At 38.8% G+C, this 19,914-nt stretch carries 14 protein-coding genes; 6 read left to right on the forward strand and 8 right to left on the reverse strand.

Annotated features, from left to right (window positions below):
* The 6 genes from K5G00_RS16165 to K5G00_RS16190 form a co-directional block, all read right to left on the reverse strand.
* A partial coding sequence (locus K5G00_RS16165) for a sulfatase-like hydrolase/transferase (RefSeq protein WP_238767221.1) occupies window positions 1-954 on the reverse strand: 954 nt, incomplete at its 3' end.
* 66 nt (window positions 955-1,020) lie between these two features.
* Entirely contained in the window at window positions 1,021-2,526 is a 1,506-nt protein-coding gene (locus K5G00_RS16170) for a sulfatase family protein (protein ID WP_238767222.1), read from the reverse strand.
* Between the two features lie 160 nt (window positions 2,527-2,686).
* Entirely contained in the window at window positions 2,687-4,189 is a 1,503-nt protein-coding gene (locus tag K5G00_RS16175; protein ID WP_238767223.1) for a RagB/SusD family nutrient uptake outer membrane protein, read from the reverse strand.
* A 12-nt stretch (window positions 4,190-4,201) separates the two neighbouring features.
* Window positions 4,202-7,477 carry a SusC/RagA family TonB-linked outer membrane protein gene (locus K5G00_RS16180; RefSeq protein WP_238767224.1) on the reverse strand — a complete coding sequence of 1,092 codons (3,276 nt, stop codon included), beginning with the start codon at window positions 7,475-7,477 and terminating at the stop codon, window positions 4,202-4,204.
* Window positions 7,478-7,633: 156 nt separating this feature from the next.
* Complete coding sequence (locus tag K5G00_RS16185; protein WP_238767225.1) at window positions 7,634-8,641, reverse strand: FecR family protein; 1,008 nt, start codon at window positions 8,639-8,641, stop codon at window positions 7,634-7,636.
* 64 nt (window positions 8,642-8,705) lie between these two features.
* Window positions 8,706-9,275, reverse strand: coding sequence for an RNA polymerase sigma-70 factor (locus K5G00_RS16190; RefSeq protein ID WP_238767226.1), 570 nt, complete (start codon window positions 9,273-9,275; stop codon window positions 8,706-8,708).
* A gap of 158 nt (window positions 9,276-9,433) precedes the next feature.
* Here K5G00_RS16190 and K5G00_RS16195 point away from each other — a divergent pair, with 158 nt between their 5' ends.
* The 5 genes from K5G00_RS16195 (at window position 9,434) to K5G00_RS16215 (ending at window position 16,035) form a co-directional block, all read left to right on the forward strand.
* Window positions 9,434-10,783, forward strand: a complete 1,350-nt coding sequence (locus tag K5G00_RS16195; protein WP_238767227.1) for an alpha-L-fucosidase — start codon at window positions 9,434-9,436, stop codon at window positions 10,781-10,783.
* A gap of 123 nt (window positions 10,784-10,906) precedes the next feature.
* Window positions 10,907-12,370, forward strand: a complete 1,464-nt coding sequence (locus tag K5G00_RS16200) for a glycosyltransferase family 2 protein (RefSeq protein WP_238767228.1) — start codon at window positions 10,907-10,909, stop codon at window positions 12,368-12,370.
* Window positions 12,371-12,397: 27 nt separating this feature from the next.
* Window positions 12,398-13,393, forward strand: coding sequence for a DUF4922 domain-containing protein (locus K5G00_RS16205; RefSeq protein ID WP_238767229.1), 996 nt, complete (start codon window positions 12,398-12,400; stop codon window positions 13,391-13,393).
* A 19-nt stretch (window positions 13,394-13,412) separates the two neighbouring features.
* Window positions 13,413-14,756, forward strand: coding sequence for a SpoIID/LytB domain-containing protein (locus tag K5G00_RS16210; RefSeq protein WP_238767230.1), 1,344 nt, complete (start codon window positions 13,413-13,415; stop codon window positions 14,754-14,756).
* A complete protein-coding gene (locus K5G00_RS16215) occupies window positions 14,749-16,035 on the forward strand; it encodes an AmpG family muropeptide MFS transporter (RefSeq protein WP_238767231.1) in 1,287 nt (428 codons plus the stop codon). Before K5G00_RS16210 ends, K5G00_RS16215 begins: the two co-directional genes overlap by 8 nt.
* Before the next feature lie 15 nt (window positions 16,036-16,050).
* Here K5G00_RS16215 and K5G00_RS16220 read toward each other — a convergent pair whose 3' ends face one another.
* Together K5G00_RS16220 and K5G00_RS16225 are read right to left on the reverse strand one after the other, a co-directional pair.
* Window positions 16,051-16,449, reverse strand: a complete 399-nt coding sequence (locus tag K5G00_RS16220; RefSeq protein WP_238767232.1) for a DUF2752 domain-containing protein — start codon at window positions 16,447-16,449, stop codon at window positions 16,051-16,053.
* Window position 16,450: 1 nt separating this feature from the next.
* On the reverse strand, window positions 16,451-16,744 hold the full coding sequence (locus K5G00_RS16225; RefSeq protein ID WP_238767233.1) for a CD225/dispanin family protein: 294 nt from the start codon (window positions 16,742-16,744) through the stop codon (window positions 16,451-16,453).
* Window positions 16,745-17,254: 510 nt separating this feature from the next.
* On the opposite strand from K5G00_RS16225, the gene K5G00_RS16230 reads away from it, so the two are divergent.
* A complete protein-coding gene (locus tag K5G00_RS16230; RefSeq protein WP_238767234.1) occupies window positions 17,255-19,714 on the forward strand; it encodes an outer membrane beta-barrel family protein in 2,460 nt (819 codons plus the stop codon).
* The last annotated feature ends 200 nt before the right edge of the window (window positions 19,715-19,914 follow it).

Below are 19,914 nucleotides of genomic sequence, written 5' to 3' on the forward strand. Positions count from 1 at the left end.
GTCAAAATAATCCGGGTCAGCTCCACCTTCCTGGTGTGGCCCGTTGTCGGAACTAAACATCACGATGGTATTATTTTCCAATCCCAGTTCTTTTAACTTTTCCAATACTTCCCCAACCTGTTTATCGAGCAGACTAACCATCGCAGCAAAAGCGGCATGTCCCTGTGGTTGTGTTCCGTAAGAACCACTTCTAAATCCGGGATCGCCCGGTTCGGCTCCTTTAAAACTTTTCTCAGGAAGTAGCTTGCCTTCATATTCTTTCATATATTTTTCAGGAAGCAATAACTCGGCATGAGGAATGGTTGAAGGATAATAAAGAAAAAATGGCTTGTCTTTATTTTTTTCGATAAACTGTAATGCATGTTGATGAATAGAATCTGCAGCATACTCGGATAGGTTTGCCCCGGTATTTTCCTGCATAATTATCTTTTTCTGGTTGTTCCACAGGTGCGAAGGGTAATAATTGTGCGCCATTCGTTGGCAGTTGTAACCGTAAAATTCATCAAAGCCCTGCATGTTGGCGTCACCTTCTGAACCAGGATACCCCAGTCCCCATTTACCAAACCCGCCGGTAACATATCCCGCCTCTTTAAGCATTTCCGCCATTGTAAAGGTTGAATCGGGCATGGGCCATTGTCCTTCGGGCTGCCATTCTTTATTTCCACGAATTGGAGTATGTCCGGTAGTTTGACCTGTCATCAGCGATGAACGTGAAGGGGCACAGACAGTTGTGCCTGCATAATGCTGGGTAAACAACATTCCTTCGCGTGCCATTTTATCAAGATTGGGCGTTTGAAAACGGCTTTGACCGTAACAACCCAAATCGCCGTAGCCCAAATCATCGGCCAGAATGTAGACGATATTTGGCTTTTGCAATTCTTGAGTTTGACTCTGTCTCTGGCAGCTACTCCCTGCAAATAACAATACCACTAAAAAAAGCAACACTACTTTCATGATTTCCTTCTTATTTTAAACAGCTAAATAATCTGTATTCATTTTTCTTTTATGTAGCCCCTGCCACTATTTTGATTTCTCCCGGGAATATTCCCTCTCCAGCGTGCTAAAACCTATTTCCACGCCATTCCGCATTTCCTCATAGAGCAGCGGTTTTTCCTTTTTTACCCAATTGAGAACATCAACAGATTCCGGATGAACAGGATGAAATACGCTATTGACAGGCTCCATTTGGTGATCGTACTTTTGTGTTTTTATCCGCATCGAATCCAATATGGATTTATAAGATGGATCTTCTGCCAGATTTATTAATTCAAAGGGATCATTTTCCAAATTATACAGCTCTTCCTGTGGTTTACTTTTCTGAAAGAAAAGCGCCTGTGCCTTATTTAATTTATTTTCTGCATTAAGCGCACGCATTACATGCACTGCCGGACGATAAAACTCCAGGTAGGCCTGATGCGCATCATAGGGAATCTCGGGCTTATCGTTTCTAATGTATTCCCATTTGCCGTTGGTAACACATCTCGATTTCTCCATGATTTCATCCCAGAGGTCGCGTGCTGCATACACCTCATCGCGTTTAAAATCATTTTTTAGAAAGGATTTCCCGGTAAGGTATTCAGGCATTTCTGCCCCTGCAACATCAAGAATGGTGGCGGTAATGTCAGTGGTACTTACAACATCAGTTCTCACTTGTCCTTCACTCAGTCCTTTTGGCCATTTCACAATAAGCGGAATGTGTATCCCCGGATCATGGAGATATCCTTTTCCAAAGACATTACATCTTCCGTTATCGCCAATAAATATTACAATCGTATTCTCAGCCATTCCTTTCTCTTCCAACTCCGCAAAAATCATAGCCACTTCATTGTCGATGTATTCCATCTGATCCAGATATTTAGCCCAGTCAAGCCGGATAACCGGATCATCAGCAAAATACGGAGGTAATTCAACGGAATCAGGATTAACCGGATGCGCAGATTCTTCGCGTACTTTGTTCCACCATTCTCCACGATGGGTTGCCACCAACTGTATTTGTGCAAAAAATGGTTGGTCGGAAACCTTAAAGGTGTCCAGTTTATCAAAAATCCCAAATCTGTTTTTTCCGTCCCACGGGCCTATTTGTTCAAATTTAAAATTCACATCGATTTTTCTCCCTTTTTTCATCACTCCATGATGCCCAAGAATACAGGTGTAGCCGGCTTCACGAAGCCAATAGGTAAAAGGCTTGTATGGTTCAGGAAGTATCACATCCCTGTTGCTACGATGGTGCTGGGCATTAATTTTTAACTGGTGAACACCTGTCATCATCGCTGAACGACTGGGAGAACATATTGAATTGGTGCAAAACGCATTGGTAAACATTACTCCTTCCTGCGCCATTTTATTCAACGCAGGAGTCTTCACACCCTTCATTCCGTAGCATTCCAAATCAAGGCTAATATCTTCAGCCATTAACCAAATTATATTTGGTTTTTGCGTTTTCCCTGATTGTGATTGTTTCTGTCCCCGGCAACTACTACCCACTGACAACAGTACCACCAGAAAGAAAAACATACCCTTTTTCATATCTTATAAAAATTTATTCTATAGTCAGGAAACTTCTGTTTCCGAATAACTAAGACTTTCTACTCCAGCGAGCAAGAGATTCTGTTAAGTGCGAACCTGCATTTCTATTAAAAAGATGAAGTGGTTGCCTAAAACAACCACTTCCTGAAAACTACCTATTTTACCATCCTTCTGCCTGAGTGCAAAGCGGATTGGTTTGAATTTCTTTACTTGGTATAGGGAAATATGAATATTTTGATTGAAAATTAGCGGCTCTCTCTTCAGATGAGTTACTAATTTCAGTTTCTAACAATCCCCATCTGCGCAAATCGTAAAAACGTTCTCCTTCGCAGAAAAATTCAATTGCCCGCTGTTTTATAATATCGGCCATTACTTCATCTGTTGTGGCTGAATTTTCAAGCGGACTAAGATTTGCCCTTTCGCGGATTTGGTTTAAATATTCAATGGCTTTTGCTTTATCGTTGGTATTTAATTCAGCTTCTGCCAAAAACAGCAAAACATTGGCATACCTATAAGCCCGTACATTCAATTCCGATTCCGGCACAATTTCCTTCTCGAAATAATTTGCATAGGTATATTTACGTACATAAATCTTTGATTGATTGCTTGAACTAACCCCTTCAGTAAAAGGTTGCAAGTAGTAAATACACCCCGGATAATCCCAGGCCAGACCAGCTCTAGCCCGAATATCATAATCCCCGTCTTTATCCAATTCTGAAGTAAAAACATCAAGCATTTTTGGCGAGCAGTTGCATATGTCCCAGCCACCCAGGTCGCCACAGGCAAAAATGCGGTTGATCGGATTTGTCATCATCGTATTCGAGTTTTCTTCCCCCCATCTGCCTGTAGCTGCACCAACTTTTTCATAGGTAACCTCAAAAATACTTTCACTGTTGTATTCGGTTTCCAAATCAAAGTTCTTTGCATAATCGTCTACCAGAGAATAATTGTAAGGCGATTTTGTTAGGGGTTCGAGGGTAGAAATTGCCTTGTCCCAATTTTCCATATAAATATAGAGTTTACCTAAATATGCCAGCGCAGCACCTTTGGTAGCTCTTCCCTGATTTAACGCTTCTACAGGAAGCAATTCAGAAGCCTTTGTCAAATCACTTTCAACTTGTGCAAAAACCTCTGCCTGTGAAGATTTAGCCAATGGAAAATCTTCGTTTGCCTGAGATGCAGTGAGGCGTAAAGGAACATCTTTAAACTCTTTCGCCAGAATGAAATAATTGATTCCTCTCAGAAACAAAGCTTCGCCAGTTACCTCATTTATAAAATCAGCTGATAATTCACTGCTTTCTATCTCTTCCAACAACAGATTTGCACGATAAATTGCAGAATAGCACTCTTCAAACAGTCTTGCAACAAAATCATTATTGGGTGAGTTGATAAAAAGATAAGTCTGGTACTGGTCTTCTGTGTCGTTTCTCACAACCACATCATCGCCCCTGTAGTTTCTTATTTCTATTGATCTCACATTATAATATCCTCCGTTCGGATTTCTTAACGGAGTATAGGTTGCTGCCAAAGCCTGTGTGAAATCACTTTCAGTCTGAAAAAAAGTCTCCGTAGTAATTTTGTTTGGATTTACCTGATCGAGATAAGATTCGCATCCCGAAAAAATAAATAAAACTAGAAATGGCAATATTATTTTTATTTTCATGATTTTTAGATTTTAAAATGAAACATTTACCCCTATTGTTAATGTGCGTGGCAACGGATAACTGTATCGGTCAACACCGCGTTCCAAAGCACTTGAACTATTCACATCGGGTGTAAAACCTGAGTAATTTGTAAATGTGTACAAATTGTCAGCATTAACATATATTCTTGCTGTTTCGAAATACGGCACTATCGATTGAGGAATATTGTATCCGAACTGCAGGTTTGTAATACGCAGATAATCGCCACTTTCAAGAAAACGGTCAGAATCGGTTCGTGCATTTTGATTTGGATCCCCCCAAATCAACCTTGGGAAAGAAGTATTTGTATTGTCTTCACTCCACGCATTCAGTGTTGCACTTGAATAGTTCGTCCCTTTACTTACATCTTCAAGATCGGGACGCATCGAATTGTATATTTTCGCACCAAAACTCGATTGTAATCCCAGAGATAAATCAAAGTTTTTCCAGTTAACCGAACCGTTAAAACCTAAGGTAAATTCAGGGAATGGGGAACCTTTGTAAACACGATCGTCGTCATTAATTTTACCATCGCCGTTGGCATCTTTAAAACGAATATCTCCGGGTTTGGCATTGGGTTGAATCAAAACACCATCTTTACTGTGCGCATCCACTTCTGCCTGCGACTGAAACAAACCATCGCTTTCAATTAACCAAAATCCGCCAATTGGATATCCTTGTAGTGATTTTGTAGTATTGGCACCCGATTGGTTGGGTGTTCCGCTCCAGATTACCTGGTCACCTGTCCCCATTTTCACAACCTCGTTATTTACAGTACTTGCAACAAAGTTGAGTGAGTAACTCAGATCCTCAGAAACAAAATCGTTCCAGCCTGCCATAATCTCGAGACCTTTGTTTCTGATTTGTCCTGCGTTTTTTAATGGATCGTTACCTGCACCCGTTGAAATTGGGATAGGAACATTTAACAAAATATCAGTAGTGTTTTTAACGTAGTATTCAACCGTTCCTGTTAACTGATTATTAAAAAAGGCCACATCTAATCCGATATTTGTCATTTCGGTATTCTCCCATTTGATAGAAGGTGAAGCAAAAATCTTTGGAAAAGATCCATTCCACATTGTTGTTCCATCAATCAGGTAATTAATATTGGAGGTTACATCGGAAGAATACAAATAGTTACCAACCTCCTGGTTTCCAAGAACCCCATAACCAGCTCTCAATTTCAGCTGATATAACGGCTTGAAATCTTTCAGGAAATTTTCTTCGCTAATATTCCATCCTAAAGAAAATGAAGGGAAGTTCCCGTATCGTTTATTTTTCAAAAATTTTGAAGAACCATCTCTACGGATTGTTGCGCTAAGCAAGTATTTATTTTTATAAGAATAAAAAACACGTCCCAAAATCGAAGTTAGGGCTGTAACTGTTTCATTGCTTCCTCCGTTTGTTTCAGTGGCAGCGTCAACCACGGTAATTCCGTCAGCCATGTATGAACCTCCCGCACTTATTAAACGGTATTTACTTTGCTGAAAAGTATAACCTCCTAAAACAGTTAATTTATGGTCTCCAAACGTTTTATCAAAAGTCAACAAATTTTCAACCAGGGTATTTTTGGTTTGCCCACGGCTTTCTGTCATCTGATTGTAAGCACTTGAAACTAAACCCATTTCATAATGAGGGGTAAAACTGTAATTATAATTTCCCCTTAAATCGGCATTCACATTTAATTTATATTGAAAGTTAAACGGGAGGTCAACCATCATATATGTATTTACATATGTCTTTGAATTTTCTCTCTCAGCCCTTTGCAAATTTATAATTCCTAAAGGATTAGCCCAGGTAATTGCATCGCCCCAGGGTCCGTTATACCCACCGTCATTATCTTCGTTATAAATACTGTATGTTGGAATTGAGTTTAACATTGCTCCTACAATACCTCCTGCCCTGGTTACTGAACGCGCAACGGGGCTTGTTTGCTCGTACGATACCAAAAGGTTTTCACCGATGGTTACAATCCCTTTTTTAAACTCGGTTTTAACCTGAATATTCATACGTTCATAATCCGTATTAATAATAATCCCTTCCTGATTTGTATAACCTCCGCCAACATAGTACTTAAAGTTTTTGCTTCCTCCCTGTGCCGACAGATTATAATTCTGCATCAATCCGGTTCTCATCAGTTCGTCCTGCCAATCGACATCAGCCTGCGGAGTTAATGCCATATCAAGAGCTGAATAACCAGCTGCCTCTCTTGAAATCGTACTAATATTAATCCACTCATCAGCATTCAGTACATCTATTTTTTTTGTTGCATCCTGAAATCCAAGGTTTGCCGATGCTGTAAAAGTAGGAGTCCCGGAAGTATCCGAACCGCTTTTTGTGGTTACAATAATAACTCCGTTGGCAGCTCTTGAACCGTAAATAGCTGCAGATGATGCATCTTTGAGCACATCGATTGATTCGATATCGTTAGGATTCAAAAAATTAATGTTATCCATGTACATGCCATCGACAATATACAAAGGCGTGTTGTTATTAAAGGTACCAACACCACGAATCATAACACTTGAACTATTCCCGGGGTCACCACCTGTAGAAACAATTTCCACCCCTGCAATTTTACCTTGAAGAGCCCGAACGATATTTGTGTTACTTTCAATATTGAGATCTTCAGCTTTCATATTTGCAACGGCACCCGTTAAATCGGCTTTTTTCTGTGTTCCGTATCCAATGGCAACAACTTCGCCAATTCCGATAGCATCTTCCTGCATCACAACATTAATATTGGTCTGATTCCCAACAGGAATTTCCTGTGTTTTCATCCCAACAAAAGAAAACAGAAGAATGGCATTCTCCGGAATGTTGCTGAGTGTGTATTGTCCGTCGGGGTTGGTAACAGTTCCATTGGTGGTCCCCTTAAAAATAACGGTTACACCAGGCAATGGGACTCCTTCTGAATCAGTGACTTTTCCCGACAAAGACGCTTGTTGAAAGGTACTTTGCGTTTTGGGTTCGCTGGGAAAAAGAGTAATCTGCCTGCCTATAACTTTATAGTCGATCCCTGCTTCGTTTAAGATTTCATCCAGAATAACTGTAATTGATCTGTTTTCAAACTTTGCAGATACCTTTTTGTCTACGTTTATTGTGGCGTTGTAAAAAAACCTGAATTCACTTTCCTCTTCTATTTTATTTAATACCTCTTCTATCGAAGTGTTTTCAAGATCAAGAGAGATTCTGGCAGATTGAGAGTAGGAATCTTTTGCCCAGGTTCCTAATACTGTTAGTAGAATAGTTAGTACTGTTAGTTTCATTTTTAACAATATTCTATATAAACAAGGTTCGAAACCATGTTTACATTCATTTTTTTTCATAATTTTAAATGTTTTGGTTTTTACTTCTATTGGTTAAAATCAAATAATTTTTAAGAGATGGGAACTTGCCCTTTCCATCTCTTTTTTTATTCATTGTTACATAGGCATTTCTTCTTTTAAAATTTTACTTTCAATAGTTAAAACTCGCGTTTTCGAATTAAATGAATATTCGATAGGTGTAGTATTTTTAATTAATTCCAGCACCTCGCTAAACGATTCCATTTCGATGGTCCCGGTATACCAAAGGTTTTTAATTTGTTCTCCTTTTAGTTCTATCGATACATTAAACCATCTTTCAAGTCTTTTCGCAACAAGTTCAAATGGTTCACGTCTAAATTCCATTTTTCCGTCTTTCCAGGAAATATAAGAGGCAACATCTACACTGTCGGCATTAAAAATCCCATTCTCCAATACAGCCTGAAGACCTGGATACAGGACAAACTGTTTACCTGATTCTTTTGATTTAAGAGCAACTTTACCCTCGATAAGTGTCGTTTGAAAAGGTTCATCATTGTATGCACAAACATTAAATTTTGTACCTAAAACCTCTACGTTTCCATATTTCGTTCTAACAACAAACGGAGCATTACTTTTTTTAACCTCCAGATACATTTCTCCGGATAGTTCCACTTCCCGGATATCTGAGAATTCATGAGGATAAATAATTTTGCTCCCCGCATTTAACCAAACAACAGAACCATCAGGAAGCGCGAAAGAAGTTCTTGCTCCGTATGGCGTTTGAATTGTTTCTAATGTGGCTACATTAGATTTAGTAGGTTTATCTTTGTCGAAATAAAAATAGCCGGCAGCAATCAATACGGGAATTAGCAACACTGCTGCAGCTTTCTGCCAATAGTAGAAGAAACTCCTTTCGCGTTTTTGTTTCTCAATTATTTTAAGATGTGTTTTTAACTTTGCTGAGGTCAGGTCTCTCCGTTTAAAAAAGGGTAACGATTTCCATAACTTTTGATACAACTCAAATTCGCTTCGGTTACCTTCCGACAAAGAAAGCCATTTTTCAAACTTTTTCTGCTCTTGTTCCGTAGCATTCCCGCTTAAAACTTTGGCAAAAAAGTCTTTATTATTGAAATCGTTTTTGTTCATAATTTTCTAAGCTATTTATATGACGACTGAAAAAAATTCTTCCGTGACAAGGAAGATCCTTTTTTTAAAAAAATATTCGCAGAAATATCAGAAGAAGTGCCAGATATTCTTTAAAATCTTCCCGTAATTTTTTTAACGCCCGGCGAATCTGAGTATCAACAGTATTTTCTGAAACAGAAAGTTTTTGGGCAATTTCGCGGTATTTTAACTGCTCAAACCGACTAAGCTTAAATATCACTTTGCATTGTTCCGGCAACTGCTCAATACTCTCTTCCATTGATTCAAGTAATTCCAAAAACTCTAAACTGTCGTTAAATGAAGGAGGAAATTGTTCTGAAATACCGGCTTGATATCGATTTTCAACTTTTAAATGCTTTAAATAATCGACACTTGCATTATAAGAAGAACGAAACAGATACGATTTTAAAGACACCTGGACAGACAATCTTTTGCGATTCACCCACATATTTGCAAACAAATCCTGTATAATATCTTCAGCTGCTTCATTGTTTTGAATTATTGAAGTTACGTAATTACAGAGCCTGTCATAGTAATTATCAAACAGTAAATCAAAAGATTTTGAATCCCCTCTTCTGATTCCGGATAATATTTTCGCATCGGTTTTATCCTTCATCTTTAGGTTTGCAGCTCATTCTTTAAAATAAAAATGTCAAAGCTATATAATATTTTATTTAAATTGTAGCCATTTGAAATTGATAATTTCCAAAAAATCAGACATGAATTAATTGACAAAATAAATCTGGTTTTATTCTAAAAAAGAAAGCTTGCTTTATGTATTCAAAACAAATATTTTTTTTAACTGTAGCAGTGATTCTTATTTCCTGCAACAGCTCTCAAAAACAAATTCTTCCTGCAAAATCCCACCTCGAATGGTCAGATGCTGAAATAGGTGCGTTATTTCACCTCGACGTTCAGGTATTTGAGCCGGAATATAAATGGCGTGAAACCAGAGATTATCAACCCGATCCGTCGGTATTTAATCCAAAACAACTCAATACGGATCAATGGATAAAAGCGGCTAAATCTGCCGGAGCAACCTATGCAGTGCTGGTAGCCAAATATTGCAGTGGTTTTAGTCTTTGGCCAACAAAAGCTCACGAATATAGTGTAAAAAATTCACCCTGGAAGAACGGAGAAGGCGACGTTGTAAAAGATTTTATCGCCTCCTGCAAAGAATATGGGGTGAAGCCGGGGATTTACGCCAGCGCTTCTGCAAATGCTTATTGTCATGTCGACAATCCGGGCCTGGTTTTGTCCGGCGATTCAGATGAGCAAAAAAAGTATAACCAAATTGTAAAAGCACAACTCACCGAACTTTGGACGCAATACGGAGATTTATTTGAAATATGGTTTGATGGCGGTGTTTTACCTCCGGACAAAGGAGGGATTGAGATGCTTTCATTGCTGGAAAAATACCAGCCCAATGCCATTGCCTTTCAGGGGCCCTATGGTTTTGCCAACAATATACGCTGGGTCGGGAATGAAAATGGCGTGGCTCCCTATCCCTGCTGGGCAAGGGCCGACTCCACCACATCAGCTACCGGATTGATTCAAATAAAAGGACTAAATGGCAACCCCGATGGCGCGTTTTGGTGTCCGGGAGAAGCAGATTTTCCGTTGCGGGAAAATGCGTTTCAGGGAGGCTGGTTCTGGCACAAAGGGGAAGACTCTACGTTAAGGAGTGTAAATGATTTAATGGACCGCTATATTCAATCGGTAGGAAGAAATACCAACATGTTACTTGGTATAGTAGTTGATGACAGAGGGCTCGTTCCGGATGCTGACGTTACAAGGCTGGCAGAATTTGGAAACGAATTAAAGAGCCAGTTTGCGGAGTCACTGGGGAGTACCGGGGGAAAAGGAAACATTTTTACTGTAAATTTTCCATCGCCGCAAAAATTAAACTATGTGGTAATAGAAGAAGACATATCGAAGGGAGAACGAATCAGAGACTATAAACTTTTTGTGAAACAAGAAGAGAATTGGAAACAAATAAGTGAGGGGAGTTGTATCGGACACAAACGAATTGAAAAAATACCAAACCTGATTACAACCGGGATTAAGTTCGAAATTACTCGTGCCTCCGGAACACCGTTAATAAAAGAAATAAACTGTTACTAAAAATCTTTTGCAGAACCTGGCGTTAATTAAGTTGATTACAACTCATCACTTGTAAAAAAAACACAAAATGTAGTTTTAATTGCCATTTTCTACCTTTGTTAAAATTCAATTTTGAACTTTCGAATGAATCAAAAAACAGACATATTTCTTGCGTTTTGCGGAACAACAGAAACGCAAAAACTGGTTTCAGAATTTCGTGCAATTAAAGAAGTGAAACAAATTTTTATAGTTGCGCCGGAGGCTGTTCAGATTCAGGATGCTGAAACTTTGGTAAGCAGCACGCCTTTGTCAACCTCGTTTATAAAACAAATGGCACAAAAAAGTAAAGCTGAATTTGCTTTTATTGCCTTGCAAAACACTCCGCTTGAAATCGGGCAATTTTCTTTGGAACGACTTATAAATATTGCTAAAAATACGGAAGCCGCAATGGTTTATTCCGATTATACGGAAATAATAAATGGTGAGCGGATAAACCACCCTGTTATTGATTACCAGGAAGGAAGCTTGCGCGATGACTTCAATTTTGGCCCGGTGCAGTTTTATCGTTCCAATGTATTAAAAAGTTTTGCGGAAGACGAATTTTCTATGGCCGGATATTACGCGTTTCGGTTGCACGCATCGCGTTTCGGTGAATTGATTCGAATTCCTGAATTTCTTTTCACCATGGTTGAAACCGACACCCGTAAATCGGGCGAAAAACAGTTTGACTATGTGAGCAACCTTGCCCGTGAAAAACAAATTGAAATGGAAAAAGCCTGCACCAGCCATTTAATAAAGACAGGTGCTTTTCTTCAGCCTCCGTTTAAAAAAATTGATTTCTCGGAAGAAAATTTCCCGGTAGAAGCCTCTGTCGTAATTCCGGTAAGAAACCGCATAAAAACAATAAAAGATGCTGTTAATTCAGTATTGCAGCAAAAAACAAATTTCAAATTTAACCTCATCGTTGTGGATAACTACTCCACTGACGGAACCACAGAAATTCTTGCCGGGTTTGCCAAAGCCGGAGAACTATTTCACCTTGTTCCTGAACGTAAGGATTTGGGAATCGGCGGGTGCTGGAACGAAGCGATTTTTAATAAAAACTGCGGACAGTTTGCCATTCAACTTGATAGCGACGATTTATACAATTCTGAAAATACACTTCAAAAAATTGTCGATCAGTTTTACGAGGACAAATGTGCCATGGTAATTGGTTCGTACCAAATGACAAATTTTGCGTTGGAAGAAATTCCTCCCGGAATTATCGATCATAAAGAATGGACACCCGAAAACGGGCCAAACAACGCACTTCGAATTAACGGACTCGGCGCACCGCGGGCATTTTACACGCCGGTGCTGCGAAAAATAAAAGTTCCGAATGTGAGCTACGGAGAAGATTACGCCGTCGGGCTTGCCATTTCACGCGAATATAAAATCGGGCGGATTTATGAACCGCTTTATTTGTGCCGACGCTGGGAAGACAACACCGACTCATCATTGGATATCAACAAACTAAATATGCACAATTTATACAAAGATCGAATTAGAACAATTGAACTGAAAACGAGGTTAAGACAGTTAGGCAATCGCAGTAATAGTAGGCAGTAAAAATATATTCACCGAAATAAAATTGTGTTGGAAAATAGAATTATTCCACAAGAAGAACTCTCGAAATTTGGCTCTGTTCAAAGTATCAACGAACAGGCAAAGTCACTTATAGAACAGCAAAGATTAACCTGGGAAGTGGCTGCAAAAAACTTTGGCGCTTTGGCAACTATTCAAACCAAAGATTTTGATTTTGGACACTTTAAAATCACTGCTCAGTTTAATACGGAACGAATTCGCTCTTCGGCTGCAGAAACCGATGCAAAAAGTATTGCCGGGCGCACATGTTTTCTTTGTTTGAAAAATCTGCAACAAAAACAAAAGGGAATTCTTTTTCAAAATAAATACCTGATTTTAACAAATCCCTATCCGATTTTTCCCAAACATTTAACAATTTCAAACCGGGAACATATTCCGCAACAAATTCTGTCTCATTTGTCCGATATGTTGCAATTGAGTAAAAACTTGCCCGACTTCACCGTTTTTTATAACGGCCCGAAATGCGGCGCTTCTGCTCCCGACCATTTTCATTTTCAGTCAGGAAGCACAAATGTTATGCGCGTGGAAAAAGAATTTGATGAACTTGAAAAAAATCATTCGCAAATTCTCCTTCAAACCAACGATATCAAAATAGTTGCCATCGAAAATTATCTTCGGCGGTTTATCGCCATCGTCGCCTCAAAAAAAGAGTTGCTTGAAGAAAAATTTAAACAGATTTTCGATTTACTCGACATAAAAAACGGAGAAGAACCAATGATGAATGTGCTTTGTAATTATACTAAAAATCAGTGGAGAGTTATTATTTTTCCGAGAGAAAAACAACGGCCATCCCACTTTTTCAGAGACGATGAGCAAAAAATTGTTGTAGGACCGGCATCGGTTGAGATGGGAGGAATTTTGGTTTTACCCCGCGAGGAAGATTTTAAAAAAATTACGAAAAAAGAAATAGAAGAAATCTACTCGGAAGTGAGCATTTCGAAAGAAAAATTTAGTCCGGTCATAAAAAAAATAAGCAGACTGAAATAGCGTGCAAAAATCCTTTACGATGAAAAATCAACCTAAAATTGAAGTTGGAATAATTGCCTGTGAAGAACTACAATTTGCACTTTCAGGGCAATTCTCAAACAAAAATTCTGAATTCAGCGGAACATTTAAAGCTGGTGTAAAAAATGGCCAAGTTGTACTTTCCCAAAATTCAAAAGAAACAGAAATAACAAACGAATTTATATTTCAGCCTACAAACAACGATTCGTTTTTTGAATTAAATAATGTAATCATTGGCGTAAATTTTCACTGGGAACAAAAAGAAAACCAGCAATTTAAAGGAAGCTTAAAATTAATTCCGGAACACGAAAAAGTGCGGGCGATAAACATCATCGATTTGGAAGAGTACCTGAAAAGTGTGATTTCGTCGGAAATGAGCGCCACCAGTTCACCCGATTTGCTAAAAGCGCACGCTGTAATTTCGCGAAGCTGGCTGCTGGCGCAAATTGAAAAAACGAAGTCGCTGCAGGCTGGCGGCGGCTTGTATCAAACATCGCATGAAACAGAGGTTGAAATCGTTCGTTGGTATGATCGAGAAGATCACCACAATTTTGATGTGTGTGCCGACGACCACTGTCAGCGTTACCAGGGAATCACAAAAATTCACTCCGAAAAAGCTTTAAAAGCCGTGAAAGCCACCAGCGGCGAAGTACTCGTTTACGACAATAAAATTTGCGATGCGCGCTTTTCAAAATGTTGCGGCGGTGTGGCCGAAAGTTTTGAAAATGTTTGGGAACCGGTGCCGCACCCGTATTTAATAAAAGTGGTTGACAACAAAGAAAGCCCCCGCAATTTCAATCTTAATCTGGAAGATGAAAGCAATGCCGTAAAGTGGATTCTTAACAATCCGCCGGCATTCTGTAATACCATTGATAAAAAAGTTTTGTCGCAGGTTTTGCCCGATTTTGACCAGGCCACTACCGATTTTTACCGTTGGAAAGTGGAATACACTCAAAAAGAAATTTCAGAATTAATAAAAAAGCGTTCGGGAATCGATTTTGGCAAAATAATAAAACTGGAGCCCGTTAAACGTGGTGTTTCAGGCAGATTAATCAAACTAAAAATACGCGGAACAAAAAATACGCTCACCGTTGGCAAAGAACTGGAAATCAGAAAATGGTTATCGGAATCGCATCTTTACAGCGCTGCATTTGTAGTAGATCATTTGGATGTTGAAGAGGGAATTCCGCAGAAAATTGTGTTAAGCGGAGCAGGTTGGGGACACGGAGTTGGCCTTTGCCAGATTGGAGCTGCAGTAATGGGTGAACAAGGCTACTCGTACAAAAAAATATTAAATCATTACTTTAGGAGTGCCAAAATAAAAAAACTATATCAGGATGGCTAAACAAACAACTCGAAATCCATGGGCGTGGATACCAACACTTTATTTTGCAGAAGGGTCGCCTTATGTACTGGTAATGACGGTGTCGGTAATAATGTATAAACGGTTGGAAATTTCCAATACCGATATTGCACTTTATACAAGTTGGCTCTATTTACCGTGGGTTATCAAACCACTTTGGAGCCCAATTGTAGATATTTTGAAAACCAAACGCTACTGGATTGTGGCAATGCAACTTATTATTGGCGGCGCACTGGCCGGTGTTGCTTTTACAATTCCGGCCGGAAACTTTTTTCAGTATACACTCGCATTTTTCTGGTTACTTGCGTTTAGTTCTGCCACTCACGATATTGCCGCCGACGGTTTTTATATGCTCGGTCTTACCAAACACGACCAGGCTTTTTTTATCGGAATAAGAAACACTTTTTACCGGATTGCAATGCTGGCAGGTCAGGGTTTGTTTGTAATATTAGCCGGGCAAATGGAAAAAATTACCAGTGATATCCAACGGGCGTGGAGCCTTACATTTTTTGTAATTGCAGCTTTGTTTATGCTCTTTTTTGTTTGGCACCTGTTTATTCTTCCCTATCCTGCCAGCGATTCTAAACGTCAGGCAAAATCGCTTCAACAAGTTTTTTCCGGTTTTGGCGAAACTTTTATCTCCTTTTTTAAAAAAGAAGGAATTGTATTATCCATTATTTTTATTTTAATCTTCCGCCTGGGAGAAGCACAATTGGTAAAGCTTGCATCTCCCTTTTTACTTGACAATCCTGATGTTGGCGGACTTGGTCTAAGCACCAGTAACATTGGTTTTATATACGGAACAGCAGGAATGATCGCGTTAACACTTGGCGGAATTCTTGGCGGGATTGTAGTTTCCCGGCAAGGTTTAAAAAAATGGATGCTGCCCATGGTTTTTGCGATGAACCTACCCAACCTTGTTTATGTTTTTCTTGCTTTTATTCAACCTCAGAATTTATGGATAGTAACCGGTTCTGTCGTTATTGAACAATTTGGCTATGGTTTTGGATTTACAGCTTTTATGTTATATCTGATATACATTTCAGATGGAAAACATAAAACTGCGCACTACGCCCTTTGTACCGGTTTTATGGCTTTGGGAATGATGCTTCCCGGAATGATTAGCGGCTGGATTGAAGAATTGATCGGCTATAAATACTTTTTCATTTGGGTGATAATATGCACACTTCCCGGATTTATAATTGTTAACTATTTGAAATACGATCCGAAATTTGGAATGAAAGAAAAAGATAATAGGTAGCATCAGAACTTCGCTTCAATTGGGGACCAAAGCTGAGAATGGAATATAGGGAATATTGCGTAAAACCCAGAACAGCACAATAACAATCAAAATAATCCAGGGAGTTTGTTTGAGGTAAAGAATGTTGGGTAATTTCCAATTCAAACTTTTATTAAGTATGGGATGGGAATAATGATAAACAACCAGCAAAACCGCCGGTAAAAAAAGCACATTATTTCGGACAACACCGGCAAAATCCAAATGAAGCATGCTGTGTATGGCTCTTTGCGACCCGCAGCCCGGGCAATAATATCCGGTCAACGAATGAAAAACACATCGGGGGAAAAGCGCATTCTCAGTCGGATCTAAAACAAAAAACAGGACTGCTAATCCTATAAACAGAATCAGCAGCCCTGTTCGTAAAAATATCCTCATCCTAAAAATCGAAAAGTCCTAAAAATCCGCCAACAACAACACCAAGTATGGCTAAAACAAACCAAATAACAGCTCCCAGAATTGCCGCACCAAACGAAACCCATGCCCAGGTCTTCGCTTTCCTACTCGAATTTTGAGCTCCGGCATAATCACCTGCCATCCATTTAGAGTTAACCTGGGCAGCATAAATTATAGATACAATACCCAAGGGCAGGCAACATAAAACTGTTGTCAAAATAGCCCAAACCAAATAGTTGGCAGGAGGTGTCTGGAAATCTTCTTGTTGACTATTCATTTTAATACCGTATTAAATTTATTTTCAAATTAGATTATCTTATATCATTTGACTATAACAAATTTAAGCTTTGGAACTTAAAATAAAATCAAATCGTCAAAATATCTTGAACTGGTTAACTTTTTTTATTTTATTATTAAGCCACTATGGTACACTAAAGTCTGTATAATTAAAAGGCGGATGATTCTTTCTTCCAAAGATTTTAAGTTTTGTTATTTAACCTCTGGCAAGAGTGTTCTTTCATTATTCTATCCAACTAAAAATCAGTAAAATAAAGAGACAAAACGACCAAAACTCTTATTCAAAATGAATCATTTGTACTTCCTTTCTATTTGAAAATCACTATTGTCTCACAATCAACACCCCTTTGCTACAGCATGCAAATTAAGTGTCAAATTCCCCCTTTAACATTTTATTAACAATTTCACAATTAAACTCACAAAAGAGTATTTTGTCTTAATACTATAAATAAACATTTAGGAAAAGCAGAAAAATTCAAAAAACTAAAAAATGAGGAAATTATTTGGAGTAGTACTTATATTTTTCACTTTAAATTCCCTTGGAAATACGGGAAATAACAATACTGACGATGATGATAAACCAGGAGTAATAAAAGGGGCAATTGTTGATGAAACAACAGGGCAGCCGATGGAATACGCCAATGTTGCTGTTTATAATACAAAGGATTCATCGCTTGTTAACGGGGGTATAACAAATGAAAAAGGACAATTTGAGATCAAAGGCATAAACTATGGAGAGTACTACATTGAAGCCAATTTTATAGGTTTTGAAAAAACAAATATTGATGAAGTAGTTCTGAACGAAAATACTCCGCTTTTTAATTCCGGGAATATTGGGTTAGCCCCGTCAGCAGTGGAGTTAAACAGTGTAGAAGTGGTCGCAGACAAAGCTCCGGTTGAGTTTAAACTGGATAAAAAGATAGTAAATGTAAGCCAAATGATTAATGCTATTGGCGGAACAGCAGTTAATGTTTTGGAAAACACTCCTTCAGTACAAGTTGATATCGAAGGAAACGTGTCATTAAGAGGTTCTTCCAATTTTACGGTGTTGATTGACGGCCGTCCAAGCGTTTTAAGCGGCAGCGATGCACTGAGGCAAATTCCTTCATCAGCCATCGAAAATATTGAAATTATAACCAATCCATCGGCAAAATACGAACCTGATGGAACCGCGGGAATAATCAACCTGGTGATGAAAAAGAATTCGATGAATGGTATCAACGGAATTGTGAATGCCTCAGTTGGAAGCGGAGATAAATACCGAGGAGATTTTACGTTAAATTATCGCACAAATAAATTCAACTTTTTTGTTGGCGCCGACTGGAGAGACGAAACCAACGGTGGTGGAATGAACTCTTTTCGTGAATCGTATTCCAACGATACAACGACCTATCTTGATATTGGTGGTGACAGGAACTTCATCAGGCAGGGACATAACTTTAAGTCAGGAATCGAGCTTTTTCTTTCGCAGCAAACCACACTTTCTGTTTCCGGCGAATTAGGAAAATCCGGAAGCACGCGAAACGAAGGGGGAAAAACACGTTCCTACTCTATTCCCGCTAGTGTTGATGACTATTTTGCAGTGACAGAAGAAATATCAGACCGGGAAAACGACTTTTACAGCGGACGTTTAAATTTCCAACATAAATTTAACAACAATGGCCACCGAATTGAAGCAATGGCTTATTACTCCAATGAAGAGGGAACAGATTCAGAAGAAGAAAGTGAAATACTGGCAGATGAGAATTTTGTAAGAACTGATGAATATCTTGACAGAGTAAGAACCGTAGAAACGGAAGATGAAAAAGAGTTTCGTTTTAAACTTGATTACACATATCCTTTTAGCGAAGACGGCAGATTTGAAGCAGGATTGCAAAGCAGGATTGACAAAGAAATTGAAGGAATCCAATTTTTAGATTACAATCAGGCAACTGATACATGGGCAGAGAATTCCACGTATTCGAGCACAACCGACTTTAAAAGAGGAATTCATGCCGCTTATTCCACCTTTAGCAATAAACTTGGCGCGATTCAATATATGTTAGGATTACGTGGAGAGCTTACACAAAGAGAAATTTTAAATACAAATGCTACAGAGTCAGCATCATTAAACCGGTTCGACCTCTTCCCGACACTCCACCTTTCTTACCAACTTTTGGAAACCAACGAATTTATGGCAAGTTACAGCCGCAGAATTGACCGCCCCCGGGGATGGGACTTAGATCCGGCACCTAATTATTTTAACAGATATACCATTCGGTTTGGTAATCCTCAACTAAAACCGGAATATACCGATTCCTACGAGGTAGGTTACATGAAAAGATTTGGCCGATCTTATATTTCACTTGATGCATTCCGAAGGGTAACCAACAATAAAATAGAACGTTATGAGGAGTTACAGGAAAACGGAGTTTATTACCTTTACTCCGATAATTTTGACAAAGATTATTCTACTGGATTGGAGCTCACAGGCAACGTGAACTTTACCAAATGGTTGCTGGTTAATGCAAGCCTTTCAATGTTTAATTACCGTATTACCGGTGATATCAACGGCGAATCGATTGACAGGGAAAGTACCAACTGGGATGGAAGAATGAATACGACTTTAAAATTTAGTGAAAATTCGAGAATGCAACTTCAGGGATTTTTCCGGGGCCCCTCGGTTTCTGCTCAAGGTGAATCAAAAGGGATGATTTTCACCAATGTTTCTTACCGACATGAATTCTGGGATAATAAACTTTCCGCAACACTTAGTGTTCGCGACCCGCTTGGAACTGCAAAATTTGAACGTGAATCTTACGGAGAAAATTTTAAAAGTTGGTTTGAATGGAAAAGAGAACCACGTGTAGTTATGCTCACAATGAGTTACAAAATAAATAATTTTAAAGAGGAACGACGAAACGGTGGCGGCGGAGATGGAGGAATGGATATGGGAGGAGGAGAATATTAAACCGATGCAGCCCAATTGTGTAAAGCTATCAGTCTATGGTAGCTTTTTTTATGCCCGGATTTATTGTATGTGATCAAAAAAATACAATTGAGGAAACCAAAATTATAAAAACAAAGAACGTTAAGTCAAATTTTCTTAGCTTTTCAGTCAACGCTCAAAAAGGCCAATCCTAGCAAAAATATTTATTCTAAAAACAATTA

Origin of the sequence: Maribellus maritimus (assembly GCF_022267315.1) — a bacterium.
Classification (GTDB): Bacteria; Bacteroidota; Bacteroidia; order Bacteroidales; family Prolixibacteraceae; genus Draconibacterium; species Draconibacterium maritimum.